This window comes from Pseudomonas sp. Pseusp10, assembly GCF_059492225.1.
On sequence record NZ_CP168528.1, the window covers coordinates 4,452,907 to 4,470,496 of the forward strand.

17 protein-coding genes are annotated in these 17,590 nt (G+C 61.4%); 14 read left to right on the forward strand and 3 right to left on the reverse strand.

All coding sequences use genetic code 11. The features are described 5' to 3' along the window. From glcF to yghX, 3 genes are all read left to right on the forward strand, one after another. On the forward strand, window positions 1-1,218 hold the full coding sequence (gene glcF, locus ACEN8Z_RS20000; protein ID WP_495595392.1) for a glycolate oxidase subunit GlcF: 1,218 nt from the start codon (window positions 1-3) through the stop codon (window positions 1,216-1,218). A gap of 19 nt (window positions 1,219-1,237) precedes the next feature. Further along, window positions 1,238-1,639, forward strand: a complete 402-nt coding sequence (locus tag ACEN8Z_RS20005) for a heme-binding protein (RefSeq protein WP_116264642.1) — start codon at window positions 1,238-1,240, stop codon at window positions 1,637-1,639. 152 nt (window positions 1,640-1,791) lie between these two features. Next, window positions 1,792-2,679, forward strand: a complete 888-nt coding sequence (gene yghX, locus ACEN8Z_RS20010; protein ID WP_495595393.1) for a YghX family hydrolase — start codon at window positions 1,792-1,794, stop codon at window positions 2,677-2,679. A gap of 143 nt (window positions 2,680-2,822) precedes the next feature. On the opposite strand, the gene ACEN8Z_RS20015 is transcribed toward yghX, so the two are convergent. Together ACEN8Z_RS20015 and ACEN8Z_RS20020 are read right to left on the reverse strand one after the other, a co-directional pair. Next, the gene (locus tag ACEN8Z_RS20015) at window positions 2,823-3,476 is read right to left on the reverse strand and encodes a peroxiredoxin (protein WP_108232146.1); all 654 of its coding nucleotides are present in this window, start codon (window positions 3,474-3,476) and stop codon (window positions 2,823-2,825) included. A 123-nt stretch (window positions 3,477-3,599) separates the two neighbouring features. Then, window positions 3,600-4,418: an aldo/keto reductase gene (locus ACEN8Z_RS20020; protein ID WP_495595394.1), complete on the reverse strand. Its 819-nt coding sequence runs from the start codon at window positions 4,416-4,418 to the stop codon at window positions 3,600-3,602. A 243-nt stretch (window positions 4,419-4,661) separates the two neighbouring features. Between ACEN8Z_RS20020 and ACEN8Z_RS20025 the strand changes: the two genes are divergently transcribed. The 3 genes from ACEN8Z_RS20025 (at window position 4,662) to ACEN8Z_RS20035 (ending at window position 7,040) form a co-directional block, all read left to right on the forward strand. Next, complete coding sequence (locus ACEN8Z_RS20025) at window positions 4,662-5,450, forward strand: alpha/beta hydrolase (protein WP_495595395.1); 789 nt, start codon at window positions 4,662-4,664, stop codon at window positions 5,448-5,450. A 302-nt stretch (window positions 5,451-5,752) separates the two neighbouring features. Continuing rightward, window positions 5,753-6,382, forward strand: a complete 630-nt coding sequence (locus tag ACEN8Z_RS20030) for a hypothetical protein (protein ID WP_495595396.1) — start codon at window positions 5,753-5,755, stop codon at window positions 6,380-6,382. Window positions 6,383-6,401: 19 nt separating this feature from the next. Next, the gene (locus ACEN8Z_RS20035; protein WP_495595397.1) at window positions 6,402-7,040 is read left to right on the forward strand and encodes a helix-turn-helix transcriptional regulator; all 639 of its coding nucleotides are present in this window, start codon (window positions 6,402-6,404) and stop codon (window positions 7,038-7,040) included. A gap of 2 nt (window positions 7,041-7,042) precedes the next feature. Here the strand turns inward: ACEN8Z_RS20035 and ACEN8Z_RS20040 are convergent, their stop codons facing one another. Then, window positions 7,043-7,930: a LysR family transcriptional regulator gene (locus tag ACEN8Z_RS20040; protein WP_442097994.1), complete on the reverse strand. Its 888-nt coding sequence runs from the start codon at window positions 7,928-7,930 to the stop codon at window positions 7,043-7,045. Between the two features lie 91 nt (window positions 7,931-8,021). On the opposite strand from ACEN8Z_RS20040, the gene ACEN8Z_RS20045 reads away from it, so the two are divergent. The 8 genes from ACEN8Z_RS20045 to ACEN8Z_RS20080 all read left to right on the forward strand — a co-directional run bounded on the left by ACEN8Z_RS20045 (window position 8,022) and on the right by ACEN8Z_RS20080 (window position 17,094). Then, window positions 8,022-9,464: an aldehyde dehydrogenase family protein gene (locus ACEN8Z_RS20045; protein WP_495595398.1), complete on the forward strand. Its 1,443-nt coding sequence runs from the start codon at window positions 8,022-8,024 to the stop codon at window positions 9,462-9,464. Window positions 9,465-9,477: 13 nt separating this feature from the next. Then, window positions 9,478-10,464: a dipeptidase gene (locus tag ACEN8Z_RS20050; protein WP_007996609.1), complete on the forward strand. Its 987-nt coding sequence runs from the start codon at window positions 9,478-9,480 to the stop codon at window positions 10,462-10,464. Between the two features lie 106 nt (window positions 10,465-10,570). Next, entirely contained in the window at window positions 10,571-12,139 is a 1,569-nt protein-coding gene (locus ACEN8Z_RS20055) for a BCCT family transporter (RefSeq protein ID WP_495595399.1), read from the forward strand. Between the two features lie 23 nt (window positions 12,140-12,162). Next, window positions 12,163-13,878 carry a hypothetical protein gene (locus ACEN8Z_RS20060; RefSeq protein ID WP_495595400.1) on the forward strand — a complete coding sequence of 572 codons (1,716 nt, stop codon included), beginning with the start codon at window positions 12,163-12,165 and terminating at the stop codon, window positions 13,876-13,878. A gap of 2 nt (window positions 13,879-13,880) precedes the next feature. Next, window positions 13,881-14,603: a DUF3726 domain-containing protein gene (locus tag ACEN8Z_RS20065; RefSeq protein ID WP_495595401.1), complete on the forward strand. Its 723-nt coding sequence runs from the start codon at window positions 13,881-13,883 to the stop codon at window positions 14,601-14,603. Between the two features lie 29 nt (window positions 14,604-14,632). Further along, complete coding sequence (locus ACEN8Z_RS20070; protein ID WP_495595402.1) at window positions 14,633-15,007, forward strand: RidA family protein; 375 nt, start codon at window positions 14,633-14,635, stop codon at window positions 15,005-15,007. Window positions 15,008-15,276: 269 nt separating this feature from the next. Then, the gene (locus ACEN8Z_RS20075) at window positions 15,277-16,137 is read left to right on the forward strand and encodes a CAP domain-containing protein (RefSeq protein WP_495595403.1); all 861 of its coding nucleotides are present in this window, start codon (window positions 15,277-15,279) and stop codon (window positions 16,135-16,137) included. Between the two features lie 555 nt (window positions 16,138-16,692). Continuing rightward, a complete protein-coding gene (locus ACEN8Z_RS20080; RefSeq protein ID WP_495595404.1) occupies window positions 16,693-17,094 on the forward strand; it encodes a GFA family protein in 402 nt (133 codons plus the stop codon). The last annotated feature ends 496 nt before the right edge of the window (window positions 17,095-17,590 follow it).

Here is a 17,590-nt window from a genome sequence, read left to right on the forward strand (position 1 = left end):
ATGCAGACGACCTTGAGCGAAAGCGCCAGCCATTTGCCCCGTGCCGCAGAAGCCGAAAGCATCCTGCGCACCTGCGTGCACTGCGGGTTCTGCAATGCCACATGCCCGACCTATCAATTGCTCGGCGATGAACTGGACGGGCCACGGGGCCGCATCTACCTGATCAAGCAAGTGCTGGAAGGCAACGAAGTCACGCAAAAGACCCAACAGCACCTGGACCGCTGCCTGTCGTGTCGCAACTGCGAAACCACCTGCCCGTCGGGCGTCGATTACCACAACCTGCTGGACATCGGGCGGGCGGTGGTCGATGCGGCGGTGCCGCGCCCGCTCGGTCAGCGCCTGTTGCGCGAGGGGTTGCGTCAGACCGTGCCGCGTCCCGATGTGTTCAAGGGCTTGATCAATAGCGGTCAGGTGTTCCGCGCGCTGCTGCCCGGCACCCTGCAAAGCAAGTTGCCGCGCCGTGTCTACCCGGCCAAGCCGCGGCCCACGACCTTGCGCGAGCGTCAGGTGCTGATGCTCGAAGGTTGCGTGCAGCCCAGCCTGTCGCCCAACACCAATGCCGCGGCGGCGCGGGTGCTGGACCGGTTGGGGATCAGTGTCATCGCGACCCGCGAAGCCGGTTGCTGCGGCGCCGTGGACTACCACCTGGACGCCCAGGCCGCCGGCCTCGATCGCGCCCGACGCAACATCGACGCGTGGTGGCCGGGCATCGAAAAAGGCGCCGAAGCGATTGTGCAGACTGCCAGCGGTTGCGGCGCCTTCATCAAGGATTACGGCCATCTGCTCGCCAGCGACCCGGCCTATGCCGACAAGGCCAAGAGGGTCAGTGCGCTGGCCCGGGACCTGGTGGAAGTGTTGCGCGACGAACCACTGGAAAAGCTCGGCATCCACGCCTCGCAACGCCTGGCCTTCCATTGCCCCTGCACCTTGCAACACGGGCAAAAACTCGGCGGTGCCGTGGAAGCACTGCTGACCGAGCTCGGTTTCAACCTGACGTCCGTCCCCGACGGGCACCTGTGCTGCGGTTCGGCGGGCACCTATTCGCTCACCCAACCCGAACTGTCGCGACAACTGCGCGACAACAAGCTCAACGCCCTGGAAAGCGGCCATCCCGAAGTCATTGTCACGGCCAACATCGGCTGCCAGTCGCACCTCGACGGCGCGGGCCGAACCCCGGTGCGGCACTGGATCGAACTGGTCGAAGCCGCCCTGCCTTAACCGAATACTGGAGCTGCCCATGAACCGCAAAGCCGTCCTGAGCCAGACCGAAGTCCAGCAGATCATCAAAGCCGCGCGCACCGAAGCACAGGCCAATCAATGGGCCGTGACCATAGTGGTGGTCGATGACGGCGGCCACCCGCTGGCCCTCGAACGCCTCGACGGCTGCGCGCCCGCCAGTGCCTACATCGCCACCGAAAAGGCGCGCACCTCAGCCCTCGGGCGGCGCGAATCGAAAAGTTATGAGGACATGGTAAACGCCGGGCGCTACGCTTTCCTGTCAGCACCGTTGCTGACCTCGCTGGAGGGTGGCGTGCCGATCATTGTCGATGGCCAGGTGATTGGTGCAGTCGGCGTGTCGGGCGTCAAGGCCGAGCAGGATGCGCAGGTGGCGAAGGCCGGGGCGCAGTGCGTGAAATGAAATTTTGGCATCACCATTCCCCCCCTGTGGGAGCGAGCTTGCTCGCGATAGCGTAGTGTCATTCAACGTAGGTTTCGCCTGATATGACGCTATCGCGAGCAAGCTCGCTCCTACAGGGGTCCGTGTTGGACCAGCAGAGAGGAGTTGCAGCAATGCCCCGTCTAACTGCCAAAGACTTTTCCCCGCAACTACTGGAACTCTACGACTACTACGCCCACGGCAAGATCGATCGCCGGGAGTTTCTCGATCGTGCGGCGTTATTTACCTTCGCAGGTTTGACCGCCGGCGCCCTGCTCGCCGCGCTTAGCCCCAACTACGCGCTGGCCGAGCAGGTCGAGTTCACCGATCCGGACATTGTTCCCGAATACATCACCTACCCGTCGCCCAAGGGCCATGGCCAGGTTCGCGGTTATCTGGTGCGCCCGGCCAAGGCCACCGGCAAGGTGCCGGCGGTGGTGGTCGTGCACGAGAACCGCGGGCTCAACCCGTACATCGAAGATGTGGCCCGGCGTTTGGCCAAGGCCGGTTTCATCGCTCTGGCCCCGGATGGCCTGAGTTCGGTCGGCGGTTATCCCGGCAATGATGACAAGGGCCGCGAACTTCAGGCCACGGTCGACCCGGAAAAACTCATGAACGACTTTTTCGCCGCCGTCGAGTGGATGATGAAACACCCTGCCGCCAGTGGAAAAGTCGGCATCACCGGGTTCTGTTACGGCGGTGGCGTGACCAACGCAGCCGCCGTGGCCTATCCGGAACTGGGCGCCGCCGTGTCGTTTTATGGCCGCCAGCCAACGGCCGAGGAAGTGCCCCGGATCAAGGCCCCGGTGATGCTGCACTACGGCGAACTGGATACGCGGATCAACGAAGGCTGGCCCGCCTATGAGAAAGCGTTGAAGGCCGGGGGCAAGATCTATGAGGCCTACATTTATCCGGGCTGCAATCATGGTTTCCACAACGACTCCACACCGCGCTACGACGAGGCGGCAGCCAAACTGGCGTGGGAGCGGACGTTGGGGTGGTTTCGCAAGTATCTGGTTTGACCGGAAATTCTCGGCCAGCAGGGCCGGCCTCATCGCGAGCAAGCTCGCTCCCACAGGAGTCTCCAGTGAACACAAGATCTGTGTACGACAGAGATCCAATGTGGGAGCGAGCTTGCTCGCGATGGCGGTATCACTGCTGCTGACTACTTCGGCTGAGCCACCGTCCGCAGATACGGCTTCAGTGTCTTGAAACCATCCGGGTATTTCTTCTTCGCTTCTTCATCAGACACCGACGTCGGGATGATCACATCCTCACCTGGCCGCCAGTTCACCGGCGTGGCAACGGTATGCTTGGCATTCAGTTGCAGAGAGTCGAGCAAACGCAGCACTTCATCGAAATTGCGCCCGGCGCTCATCGGGTAGATCAGCATGGCCTTGACCTTCTTGTCCGGGCCGACGATGAACACCGAACGCACCGTGGCGTTGTCCACCGCCGTACGCGCGCCGCCGCTGGCATTGGGGTGGATCATGTCGTAGAGCTTGGCCACCACCAGGTTTTCATCGCCGATCAGCGGATAGTTGACCGCGCTGCCCTGGGTCTCGGCGATGTCACCGACCCAGCGGTTGTGGTCACTGACCGGGTCGACGCTGAGGCCGAGGACCTTGGTGTTGCGCTTGTCGAATTCCGGCTTGAGTTTGGCCAGGTAACCCAGTTCGGTGGTGCACACCGGGGTGAAATCCTTGGGGTGGGAAAACAGGATGGCCCACCCATCGCCGATCCATTGGTGAAAATTGAGGGTGCCTTCGGTGGTGTCGGCGGTGAAATCCGGTGCTTCGTCGCCAATGCGGATTGCCATGTTCGATCTCCTTGCAGTGATGGACAGGGACGCCGTCAGGGTAACAAATACGCTTTCAACGGCATGGACGCGAGACAGTATAGGAGAGGTTCGACGACTCGCCGGAACGGGTTGAACAAGTCGCTAGCCGACCAGCGCAATCAGTTGCTGGCGCTGGGCATCGGTCAGCATCGGACCGAAACCGGCCCGGGCATTTTCCGCCATGTAGCGCGGGTTGCCGGTGCCCGGAATCACGCAGGTCACCGCCGAATGCGACAGCAGGAACTTCAGCGCCAGTTGCGGCCAGCTCTTGACCCCGACTTGCGCTGCCCAGCCCGGTAGCGGTTTATCCTTCAGTCTGGCTAACAAGCCGCCACCGCCAAACGGCCGGTTGCAGATCACCGCCACCCCACGCTCGCGGCATAACGGCAGCAGGCGTTTCTCGACACCGCGATCATCCAGCGCGTAGTTGATCTGCAAGAAATCCAGCGGCTCGGCCTTGAGTACCGCTTCCACTTCTTCATAGGCCGACGCCGTGTAATGGGTGATGCCGATGTAGCGAATGCGCCCTTTTTCCTTCCAGTGGCGCAAGGTCGGCAAGTGCGTCTGCCAGTCCAGCAGGTTGTGGATCTGCATCAGGTCGATATGGTCGGTCTGCAACAGGGCGAAGGATTGTTCCATCTGCGCGATGCCTTCTTCGCGGCCCCGGGTCCACACCTTGGTGGCCAGGAACGCCGGCGAACGCGGCTCATGAATCGACAGCAGTTCGCCGGTGGTCTGTTCGGCGCGACCGTACATCGGCGAGCTGTCGATGAGCTTGCCACCCTTGTCGAACAACGCATCCAGCACTGCGGGCAAATCTTTGCAAGCCGGTTGCGAAGGCTCGACATCGAATCCGCGATAAGTGCCCAACCCTACGATCGGCAAGGATTCGTTGCTGGAAGGAATGGCGCGGGTCTGCATGGTCTAGCCTCCTGTTCCCGTCGACGGCACCAGTTGCGCACCTGCCGAAGACCGCCGAAGCACCGGCAGTCAGCGTGAGAATTTCTCTATGGGTCAACCCTCAGGATGGCTCATAAAACGCTTCTCACCAGTCGCCGGGATTCGGTCCATCGCGTCGACACTCCGGATAACCCGCGCCATGAGTCGATTGACTACACTCTGAAAGCCTTCCGGCAGTAGCCGCGTTCTAACCCCGAGCAGTCAATGCCGCCCACTAACGTTAGTCGAATGTCGCGCACCCTGGTGTTACTCGTCGTCATCGTCGCTGCGTTGTACCTGGCGCTGTGCGTGGCGCTGTTCGTGTTTCAACGGGCACTTATTTACTACCCGCAGCCTCGCGCCGTCGGGACATCCGGGACGCTGCTCACCCTGGCGGTCGCCGACGCACAGGTGCTGGTCTCTGTCCGCCCTCACGAGGGTCCGAACGCGCTGATTTATTTTGGCGGCAATGCCGAAGACGTCTCGCGCAACTTGCCCGAGTTCTCCCAAGCGTTCCCTGACTACGCCCTGTACCTGCTGCATTACCGTGGCTATGGCGGGAGTTCCGGCTCGCCTTCCGAAGAGGCCATTGCCCGCGACGCCGTCACGTTGTTCGACCAGGTGTATGCCAGCCATCCGCATGTGGCGGTGGTCGGACGCAGTCTGGGTTCGGGCGTTGCCGTGCGCCTGGCCAGTCAGCGCCCGGTGGCACGGCTGGTATTGATCACACCCTACAACAGCCTCGAAGGGCTCGCCGCCCGACAGTTCCGCTGGTTTCCGGTGCGCTGGTTGTTGAAGGACAAATACCCGTCCTGGCAGTACGCCTCCCGCATCACGGTGCCGACTCGCCTGATTGCCGCCGAGCATGATGAAGTGATTCCGCGTTCGAGCACCGAGCGTTTGTACACACACTTCGCCAAAGGCGTGGCGTCACTGCGGGTGATACCGGGTACGGGGCATAACTCGATCAGCGAAAGCCCTGAATACCTCAAGATGCTGGGGGATGGGTTGTAGCGGCAACACCAGTGTTTGTGGCGAGGGGGCTTGTCGGCCGCCGCACCGCCCGTTGGGTCGCGAAGCGGCCCCAAACCCTCAATCGCGGTTACTCAGGCAAACCGCATTGTTCGGGTTTGCGACTGCTGAGCAGCCGAACGGGGCGGTGCGGCGGCCGACAAGCCCCCTCGCCACAAACAGCCAACTCACTTTCGGCGACAGGCTATGGCCGTTCATCCGAGAATTCGCCTCCACCCAATAAAAACATATTTTTATGCCTATATTGATATTGTCGAACATTCCCACTCTCAGAGGGTGCCGTCATGAATATCAAAACCCTGGCTTTGCTCCTGCTGGCTTTCTGTGTCCAACCGGTCTGGAGCCAGACTCCCCCCGTATCCCCCGCCGCTGCCGATAGCCCTGCACTGACCACGCGCCTGGCCTTGCGAGACCTTTGGGTCGAACACATTTTCTGGATCAGGAACTACGCGCTGGCCAACCAATCCGCCGACAAAAAGCAAGCCAAAGTCGCGGCGGACCAGGTCGTCGACAACGCCACCAAAATCGCCAACAGCATCGCCCCGCTCTACGGCCAACCGGCGGCGGATCAATTGCTCAAGCTGCTTGCCGGTCATTGGGGCGCGGTGAAACACTACAGTGACGCCACCGTCGCGAAAGACACGAAAGGCAAGCAGGCTGCGGTCACCGAATTGACCAGCAATGCCAAGGCGATTGCGGCTTTCCTGGCCACCGCCAACCCCAATCTGCCTGAAGCCACACTGGTCAACATGCTGTCGGCCCATGGCGGTCACCACGTTGCCCAGATCGATGAGTTTGCCGCGCACGATTACACCGGCGAAGCCCGCACCTGGGCGATGATGCGTACGCACATCCTGGCCCTGGCCGACGCGTTGACCGGCGCGCTGGTCAAGCAATTCCCGGACAAGTTCTGATACCGCGCGAGGGCATCCCATGCTGGAAGGACTGGGCCGAACACAGCAGGACCTGCTCAATGTACTGCTGCACCATGGGGGCGGCATGAGCATTGACGAGTTGGCTGAACATCTGGCCGTCACGCGCACGGCGATCCGCCAACATCTGGCGGCGCTGGAGCGTGACGGTCTGGTGCTGCGCGGCGACACCCGTCCGACGGGACGTCGTCCGGAGCAGCTGTATCGGCTCACCGACCACGCGCGGGAGCAGTTCCCTCGCCACTATCAGCTATTGGCCAGCATATTGATTGATGAAGTCGCCGCCATCATCGGCCCCGAAGCCCTGGCCTCGCTGATGCGCAGCATGGGCCGCAAGCTGGCTTCGGACCTGGAACAACAGGTCGTGGATGAAGCCAGGATCGTGCAGCACATGAACCAGACGGGCTACGAAGCCGAGGTGTTTTTTCGTTCAGGCGGCACCCCGGAAATCGTCGCCCATAACTGCGTATTCCATCGCCTGGCCGCCGAGCACCCGGTGGTCTGCGAACTGGACCTGGCCTTGATCGGTGCGTTGGGTGGCGGTGAAGTCGAGCACAGCGAATGCATGGTGCGCGGCGGGCATGTCTGTCGCTTCAGGCTGCGACCGACAGAAAGCCCGGAGCCGCCACTCGGAGACTGACCCTACAGATCGACTATCTGCATGTTCGCTTTGAGAAACCTCATCAACTCGGATGCCGCCGGCGACAGGCTGTGCCCCTTACGGCACAGGATGCCGATCTGGCGTTCCACCCGTGGTTCAGAAAGCGGCAGAAACGCCAGTTTCTCATTGCCCTGCGGGAACGCCAGGGACGGCAGCGTCGTGATACCGATGCCCTCTTCCAGCATCGCGATCAGCGAAATCATGTTGGAGACGAACAGCAGACTGCTGTCCAGCAACCCCGCCGCTTCCGTGCCTGCGAGCAAGCGCGACGTGCCATTGCGCACCAGTGGGTAGGCTTGCAGGCTCGACCAATGCAATGCCTCGCCGTTCGCCACCAATGGATGATCGTGGCGGCAGACCACTCCCACCCGATCACTCAGGATCGGCACGAACTCAATGTTTTCGTCCGCCGCCCAAACGCTGCTGATCGCAAAGTCCACCTGCCCCTGGACCAACAACTGCTGGACGCTGTCGGCGTTGCCATCCTGCATGCTGATCTGCATTTTCGGGTGCTCGCTGACAAACCGTGCGAGCAGATGCGGCAACAACCGACTGGCCACCGAAGGCACCGTAGCAATGCTCACCTGACCGATTTCATGCCGCGCCAGCAAGCTGACTTCGCGGGCGATGCGGTCGTGATGCGCGAGCAAATCCTGGAACAGCGGCAAGCAGTGCTCACCGAATGGCGTCAGTTCGGTTTTGCCACCCTTTTCGAACAGCGGCTGGCCGAGCTTCTGCTCCAGCTCGCGCACGGCCAGGGACAGTGCCGGTTGCGTGCGATAGGCCTGCTTCGCCGCGCCGTGGAAGCTTTTCAACTGGGCAACCAGGACGAAATAGCGCAGTTGGGTAATCTTCAGTTCGGGCAGCATGGTTAGTTTTCCTTATCGTTTCATATTTATTATTAATTTTTATTTGCAGACTAATACTCTCAAGATGGAGCCAACGCAATCGGAGGTTCCCATGGCACTGCAACCCTGCAAAAACTACATCGGCGGTAACTGGTGCGAAGGCCAAGGCGTCATCGCCAACCACAGCCCTTCGGATGTTCAAGACCTCATTGGCCATTACCATCAGGCCAGCGCCGAACAGACGCTGGATGCCATCGCCGCCGCGCGCGACGCCCAGCCACAATGGGCCCTCAGTGGCCTGGAACAGCGCCAGCACGTGTTGATGGCCATCGGCAACGAGTTGATGGCGCGCAAGGAAGAACTCGGCGAACTGCTCTCCCGGGAAGAAGGCAAGCCGTTGGCCGAGGGCATCGGCGAGGTCAATCGCTCCGCGCAGTTCTTCCACTACTACGCCGCTGAAGTGCTGCGTCAGATGGGCGAGACGGCCGCCTCAGTACGTCCCGGCATCGAGATCGAAGTCCAGCGTGAACCGGTGGGCGTAGTCGGCATCATCACGCCATGGAATTTCCCCATGGCCACCGCCGCGTGGAAGATTGCACCGGCCCTGGCCTTCGGCAACGCAGTCGTGTTCAAACCGGCCAACCTGGTGCCGGCCAGCGCCTGGGCCCTGACTGAAATCATCAGCCGTCAGGCCTTGCCCGCCGGCACCTTCAACCTGGTCATGGGCAGCGGCGCTGTAGTCGGCGAAAGCCTGATCCAGTCCGCCGACATCGACGCGCTGACCTTCACCGGCTCCCTGCAAACCGGCCGACGCGTCGCGGTCGCCACCGCCAGCAATCTGGTGCGCTGCCAGCTGGAAATGGGCAGCAAGAACGCCTTGGTGGTGCTCGATGACGCCGACCTCGACATCGCCGTGGAATGCGCGTTGAACGGCGCCTTCTTCGGCACCGGGCAAAAGTGCACGGCCTCTTCGCGATTGATCGTCTGCGACGGCATCCATGACCGTTTCGTCGAAGCACTGGTGGCGCGCATGCGTCAGTTGAAAGTCGGCCATGCCCTCGGACAAGGGGTGCAGATCGGCCCGGTGGCCGAAGCCCGGCAACTGGAACAGAACCTCCATTACCTGCAACTGGCCGAAGACGAAGGCGCGACCCTGGTCGAGGGTGGCGAATTGCTGAACCTGCAACCGGCCGGGCACTACATGCGCCCCGCCCTGTTCATCAACAGTCACAACAACATGCGCATCAACCGCGAGGAAGTCTTCGGGCCGATTGCCTGTGTGATCCGGGTCAACGATTACGAAGAAGCCCTCGCCGTGTTGAACGACACCGAATACGGCCTCACCGCCGGAATCATCACCCAGTCGCTGCGTCATGCCAGCGACTTCAAGCGCCGGGCCCGCACCGGTTGCGTCATGGTCAATCTGCCCACCGCTGGCACCGATTACCACGTGCCGTTCGGCGGCCGCAAAGCCTCCAGCTTCGGGCCACGCGAGCAAGGGCAATACGCCCGCGAGTTCTACACGGTGGTCAAGACCACCTACGTGCGACCTTGAACGGGAGATCAGCATGCACGACTTATTGATGATCGACGGCCTGCAATATTCCCACTGGAACGAAGAGATCTTTCGCCAGATGCAGGAAGGTGGCCTGAGCGCGGTACACGCTACCATCGCCTACCACGAGAACGCCCGGGAAACCCTGTCGCGAATCGGCGAGTGGAACCGCCGCTTCGAAACCTGGCCGCAGCTGATTCGTCCAGTACGCGAGGCTTCGGACATTCGTCTGGCGCATCAGGAAGGCCGCGTCGGGATTTTCTTCGGCTTCCAGAACTGCTCGCCGATTGAAGACGACATCAGCCTGGTGGAGGTTTTCCGCCAGCTCGGTGTGCTGATCATGCAGCTCACCTACAACAACCAGAGCCTGCTGGCCAGCGGTTGCTACGAGACCGAAGACAATGGCATCAGCCGTTTCGGCCGCCAGGTGATTCGCGAGATGAACCGCGTCGGCATGCTGATCGACATGTCCCACAGCGCCGAGCGCAGCACCCTGGAAGCCATCGAGCTGTCGAGCCGGCCGGTGATCGTCTCCCACGCCAACCCGTCGAGTTTCCACGCGGCCAAGCGCAACAAATCCAACGCGGTGTTGCGCGGTATCGCCGAGTCCGGTGGCCTGCTGGGCTTCAGCACTTACCCGTTCCACCTCAAGGGGGCGTCGGGCTGCACCCTGGAATCCTTCTGCGACATGGTCGCCAGCACCGCGGAATTGATGGGCGTCGAACACATCGGCATCGGCACCGACCTGTGCCAGCAACAACCCCTGCAAGTGCTCGAATGGATGCGCAACGGGCGCTGGAGCAAAGACAAGGATTACGGCGAAGGATCAAAGGACAACGCCAACTGGCCGGCACCGCTGCAATGGTTCCGCGACAGCCGGGATTTCCCGGTGATCGCCCAGGGCCTGCGCGACCGTGGCTTCGCCGAGGACGAGGTACGCAACATCATGGGACTCAACTGGCTGCGCCTGCTGGAAAACGCTACGACGGCGCAAAACTGACTCTTGATCGACACCGTGAGGACAGCATGAAAAATAACAACAATAGCCTCCCGTTCATCTCCCCGACCGGCGATGCACAGCCCCAGGCACGTATTTTGGAGGCATCATGAAAACATCCGACACCCTGCAAGCCGACGTCCAGCCACTGGACCTTGCACCGCCAAAAAAAGACATCGACTGGCCGCTGTTCCTCATTAGTGGCGGCTTCCTCGGCGCCTTCCTGATCGCGGCACTGGTCGACATCGATGGCGTGTCGCTGCTGGTGAACACGCTATTCACCTGGTCGACGAAGTTCTTCGGGTTGTACTGGCAGATCCTGATGCTCGCGACCTTTGCCATGAGCCTGATCATCTGCTTCAGCAAGTGCGGGCGCGTCAGACTGGGCGGCGTTGATCAGCGGCCCGACTCCAGCACCTTCAACTGGATCGCCGTGATCATGTGCGCCCTGCTCGCCGGCGGTGGTGCCTTCTGGGCGGCAGCGGAACCGATGATGCACTTCGCCAGCCCACCACCGTTGTTCGCCGGGGTGCAACCGCACACCGAAGCCGCCGCACACGCTGCGCTCGCACAATCGTTCGTGCACTGGGGCTTCCTGGCCTGGGCAGTGCTGGGCAGCCTGCTGGCCATCGTGCTGATGCATTTGCATTACGACAAAGGCTTGCCACTGGCACCGCGCACCTTGCTCTATCCCTTGTTCGGCGAACGCGCGCTCAAGGGACCGATCGGCACTCTGGCAGACGCCACCTCGATCATCGCCGTCGTCGCCGGCACCATCGGCCCGATCGGTTTCCTCGGCCTGCAGATCAGCAGCGCTTTGCACTCGGTCTGGGGCATTCCCAATGACCTGGTGGTGCAATCCATCACCATCGTGCTGGTCACGGTGATGTACACCACGTCCTGCCTGGTTGGGCTCAAGGGCATCCGATTCGTCAGTGAGATCAACGTCTGGCTGATGATTGGCCTGGCGGTGTTCATGGTGCTGCTCGGGCCCACCGCGTTCATTCTCGGCGGCTTTCCCACCGCGTTTGCCTTGCACCTTGAGCAGTTCATTCCGATGACATTGTTCCGCGCCGATCCGAAATGGCTCGACTGGTGGACGGTGTTCTACTGGGGCTGGTTCATTGGCTACGCGCCGATGGTTGCCCTGTATGTGGCGAAGATTTCCCGTGGCCGGACCATCCGCGAAGTGATCATGACCCTATCGATCATCGCCCCGCTGGTGACCATGTTCTGGTTCACCGTGGTCGGTGGCGCCGGCATCGGCATGGAGTTGCAGACGCCGGGCATCGTCACTGCCCACGGAGCGCAGCCCGAAGACCTGCTGCTGGGCGTGACCCAGAACCTGCCCCTGGGCGGTCTGATCTCGGCGCTGTTCCTGTTCCTGAGCTTCATTTCCGTGGCCACCAACGGCGATGCAATGGCATTCACCGTGGCGATGGCCATGTCCCGCAATGATGAGCCCAGCAATGACAAGCCCAAGGCATGGCTGCGCGCATTCTGGGCCATCGGCATGGGCCTGGCCGCCGTGGTGTTGATCACCATTGGTTCGGGTGGGGTCACGGCGCTGCAATCCTTTATCGTAATCACCGCCGTACCGGTTTCACTGCTGATCCTGCCGTCGCTCTGGGATGCACTGCGCATCGCCCGGCAGATGGCTCGCGAACAGGCAGTCTGATGATGAACAGTTCAGGAATCGCAATGATGTCGCACACCGACACAGACACCTCTTCGGCCTTGCGGCCCGCCGCCCGGGTCATGGACCTGGAGCGGCTGGGCAGCCACTTTCAGAGCCGCTTGAGTTTCGTGCGCAGCAGCATGCGGAGGATGATGAACGAGCAGTGGCGCATCCAGCGCACTTGCTTCGATCTGGACGCCGAGGGCTTCGGGACGGCGATCTACCGCATCGACACCGCCAGCGCTCACTATCACTGCGTGATTTTCTCGATGTACCTGCCGCCGGAAAAACGCAGCGACAGGGTAATTGCCGATCAATGGGACGTCAGTTTTGTCCTGCTTGCCGGTGATGTCGACGAACAGCAATTGGCCGACCTGCGACGCAATGTGCCGCTACAGGAAGCCGGGCGTTTTGATTCACGAGTGCTGGTGCTGTCACGGGCCAACCGCAGCCTGCGCAACTTCGAGCGTTTCCTTGAAGCGCTAGCCGAAGGCTGTCAGCCAGACCCACGGCAACTGGCCGAGGTCGGCTACCTGTATCGCACCACCGCGGTGTACGGCAACGGCAAGTTCGGCATCGCCGACTTCAGTTGCCTGCAAGGCACTGCGGACTTCACGCAACCATTCAGCGCACAAATGTTTACCGTGTACCTGCTGCGGCATTTCAGCATCGAGCAGATCGAACACATGGCCCGGGCGCGCAACCCACAGCGGGCAGTGGGTCTGGATCCCGCCCTGCAGCGTTACCTTGGGGTCGGCAATTCCACGGGGTTGGGCATGGCGCCGTTCCTGATCAATCACCCGCAATTGGTCAACCAATGGGTGTGGGCCAGGGAGACCGCACTGGCACAAGTGGTGGCGCAAGCGGCCGACTTGCCTCATACCCAGCGCTTTCAGGCGTTGCTGCAACGGGCCCGTCAGCACTTGCAGCAAACCAGCACCGAGGACCAACGGCAAAGCGGCATCGACCAGCAGACGCTGGCCGATCTCGAACAACTGGCCGAGTGGTTCACGGGCCAGTCCGTCAACGCGGGTTTGTGGTCGCGGCTGCAAGCCTGGGCCGAAGTGAATGTCGGCGCGGGTTGCCAGGAGCTGGTGGTCAGCCTGCTGCTGGAGTTGTACCCCGAACAGGTCGATCCGCTGGCGGAGCAGATGTCGGTCAACGAGGGTTTTCGCCTGAACGCCGGGATGCCGCTGGATGAGCTGTGCGACCTCATCGAGACCGAGTACCGCTGGGCGTTCGAGTACGACTTGAGCGGTGCCGAGGCCAACCACTTTTTCTGGTATCGCTCGGCGGAAAAGGAAGAACCACGCCTGGGTGAACGGGCCATGGAGCCAGGTGCCGAGAAAGAAATGCAGTTGGGGATAGCGCACAACATTCAACGTTGTCATCGCGCCCTGCTTGCCTACCGCGAGCAACACCCACGGCAAGTGACCGCACACTTTCTACTGGCACTACCGCAGTTCAAAGGCACTGTCTGCCGCCTGCAAGGCATGGCCCGCTGCGCCTTCGGGGAGATCCGCGCCAACCTGATGGACCGCAGCATGCTGCCGATCCACTTGCTGCGCTGCAAACTGGCGTTCTTCGGCGCCGGCAAGTTCGATCCCAAGTCCAGCCGTTGGGTGCGCATCACCTTGTTTCAGGGAGCACCGCTGGTCAGCGAGATCGGCCAGCCGTTCCCCGACGACTGGAATTTTGCCGTCATGCCTGAACTGACCAACGCTGCCGGAGCACTCTGAAAATGCGTGTATCGCTCAATGAAATCCAGGTGATCTGCCGCAAGGCCTTCGAAGGCATCGGTTTTGCACCCGGTGATTGCGACGACGCCGCCGAGATGATCGCCAGGCTGCAACAGCAAGGCCTCGATGGTATCGGTGCGCTGAAAAAGGCGTTGGACTTCCTTCACGATGAAGTCGATCGCCCCATCGAAACCTGCTACGAAGACGCCACGCAACTGACACTCGATGCCCATGGCCAGAGCGTGTTGCGCTGCGCCGCCCAGGCCATCGAACTGGGGGTGAACAAGGCCTTGCGTGGTGGCAGTGCGCTGATCCGCGTCCGCCATTGTCACAACCGCATTCTGCTGCTGGGTTACCTGGCGCGCTGTGCCGGACAAGGTCTGAATTTTTGTGTGTACTGGCGCGATGCCCGGCAAGAACTGGTGGCCACCTTCAGCGCCGGCCAAACCAGCCCGGCCTTGCGGGTGTATGACCTGCCGCAACCAGCGCAGGGCGACGAACAAAGCATCAACGTGCTGATTTCCCGGCACTTCGCGCTGCTGCCACGCCTGAGTGCCGAAGACGCGGCTCCGACGTTTGAACACAGTCAACCGACACCCGCGGGCGGGCTTCAGGTCAATGATGAAATCTGGGCCCAGTTGAAGAAACTGGGTGAACGGGTACTGGTGGAAAGCACCGAAGAATCCCGTCGCCGTGGAGCCGGCGAAGGCAGCGACGCCCGGTAAAACCCTCAAACCCGCATCAGGAAGCATCAATGAAACAGGCAATCAAGACCGACCTCTTTGCCTCGCGCGCGCCATTGGAATGGGCGGTTGTCGGCAACGGCACGCTGTACACCGCGCAAATCCCCATCGACCGCCAAGGCCTGGTGGTGAACGGCGGCATCGAAGCGCAAACCCGGCAGACCCTGGACAACCTGCGCCACACCCTGCAAGCCGCCGGCAGCTCGCTGAGCGCGGTCACTCAAGTGCTGATCTACGTGACCGACCGCAGCTACCTGGCAACCGTGAATGCGGTCTACGCCGAATACTTCCAGGCGCCCTACCCTAACCGCGCCGCCATGGTGGTGGCAGGGCTGGCCCGGGAAGAAATGCTGGTGGAACTGGTGGTGTACGCCTGCATGGATTGATCGATTCAGGACCGCTGCGGGTCACTGGTGTACACAAAACCTGTGGGAGCGGGCTTGCTCGCGAAGGCGGCGTGTCAGACGACATTGATGCTACCTGACACACCGCTTTCGCGAGCAAGCCCGCTCCCACAGAAGTCCTACCCTTCGTCGGACATTCGGTTCCGGCCACAAACAGGTTCGCTCACACCGTGAACCTTGTCTCTAGACCCCGGTCATACCCGAGCATTTTTCCCCTCCTATCGTCGTCATCTCATCCGAGTTGTCCGTCCATGCGCCAAACTGTCGTTGCCTTGCGCTTTTCTTCGCTGTGCCTGTTTTCCCTGCTCCCCGTTTTTGCCAGCCCCGCCCACGCCGATGGGCAACGGCAACTGGTGGACGCCATCAACGACTATCGTGCTCATCCGCAACGCTGCGACCGGCGGCCGACGCAACGCTTATCACCCCTGACGCTCAAGTCGAACCTGGCCCTGCCCGTTGGCTATGGCGGTGGGTTGCGGGACCGGTTAAAGGCTTCCGGCTATCAGGCCACAATGGTGCGGTCGATCCGTGTGGTGGGTGCGCGGGATGCCGAAGAGGCCTTTGATATGTTCCAGGACGAGCATTGCGCCGCACTGCTCGACAACCAATACGCCGACATCGGCGTCAGCCGCGCCGGGAGTGAGTGGCAAGTGGTGCTGGCACGGCCGGTGCTCGACGGGCAAACCAGCGATCCACGCAGCGCCGGCCAGGCGTTGCTGGCACAGGTCAACGCGGCCCGGGCCAAACCGCGCCTGTGTGGTCGCCAGCGCTTCGCCGCCGCGCGGCCGCTGACCTGGAACGCCGCCCTCGGCGCCGCAGCCCAGGGCCATAGCAAGGCCATGGCCTATGGCAACTATTTCGCCCACCAGGACCCCGACGGCGACATGCCCTACGACCGCGCCAGAGCCGCCGGCTACCGTGGCCGGCAGGTCGGTGAAAACATCGCCGCCGGGCAAGGCTCACCGAGCAAGGCCATGGCCGGCTGGCTCGCCAGCCCCGGGCACTGCGCCAACCTGATGAACCCGATGTTCACCCAGGTCGGTGCCGCGTACGCCGCCAACGCGCGCAGCGACAACGGTGTTTACTGGACGATGCTGTTTGGCGCGCCTTGAGCCACTGACCAGACCCACCTTGCGGGCATCAAAAAGGTTCTCCACGGGAAACTGTAGGAGCAGCCGGTCGACGCTCGATTGCTGGCGATGGACTCAAGCGCGCCGCGTTCATTCAGTTCACACGCGTTATCGTTTACGACCATCGCCAGCAAGCTGGCTCCTACAAAGACACCGTCTGAGTCGTGAAAAAACCAAAGCATTAAAAAGCCCGCACTGGGCGGGCTCGTGGATGAATGTAAGTAGGTGGCCGGTGCTGGTCTCCGGCTTACAAGGTTTATCAGGCCTCCCACAAAAGAGCCGTGAAACTGTAATGGAACTCTTCTGCTTCACACGGCATAAGGGCTGGATCCCAGCGCGGGGATCTTTCTAACCGTGTACCCTTCGGAACGCGCCCCACGTCTCCTTGCTATCCTTTTGCGCATCAGTCTGCGTCTTCACCTACAAGGTTGAGGATAGCAAAACAGGCACAGTTGCCAACCGGGCTTTTAGACCGATTTCGACCAGCAGAAAACACGGCAGGAAACAAAAACACTATCGACAAGGAGATGACATTACATGGATGAATTTCACCAAGGCAGTTGCCTCTGCGGCGCCGTCAAATATGGCTTGTCGACCGAGCTGAAAGCCGTCACCCATTGCCATTGCAGCCAATGCCGAAAGAGCCATGGGGCTGCGTTTGCGACCTACGCGAGCGCACCCGCCTCGGCGCTGTCGATCATGACCGGCACAGATTCGCTGCAGGCGTTTGAATCGTCCAAAGGTGTCACGCGGCAGTTCTGTTCCCGCTGCGGATCTTCGCTGTTCTGGACTGACTCGACAGGCGCGTTTTCCGAGTGGGTTTCGATTGCCCTCGGCTCGCTGGATACGCCGCTACGAACACGCAAGCAAAAACATGTTTGTGTCGACTCGAAAGCGGATTGGTACGAGATCAACGATCAGCATCCACAAACCGCCTGAGTCGTGGGAGCGACGGTGCGGCGATCCGACTTGCTCGCGATAGCGTCCTTACAGCCAGTATCGGTGTGACTGACCCACCGCAATCGCGAGCAAGCTCGCTCCCACAGTAATTTCGGTTGCTCGCAGATTTTGCGTACACCCACTAACCCTGTGGGAGCGAGCTTGCTCGCGATAGCGTCCTTACAGCCAGTATCGGTGTGACTGACCCACCGCTATCGCGAGCAAGCTCGCTCCCACAGTGATTTCGGTTGCTCGCAGATTTTGCGTACACCCACTAACCCCTGTGGGAGCGAGCTTGCTCGCGATAGCGTCCTTACAGCCAGCATCGATGTGACTGACCCACCGCTATCGCGAGCAGGCTCACTCCCACAGTGATTTCGCTTGCTCGCAGATTTTGCGTACACCCACTAACCCTGTGGGAGCGACGGTGCGGCGATCCGACTTGCTCGCGATAGCGTCCTTATAGCCAGCATCGGTGTGACTGACCCACCGCTAT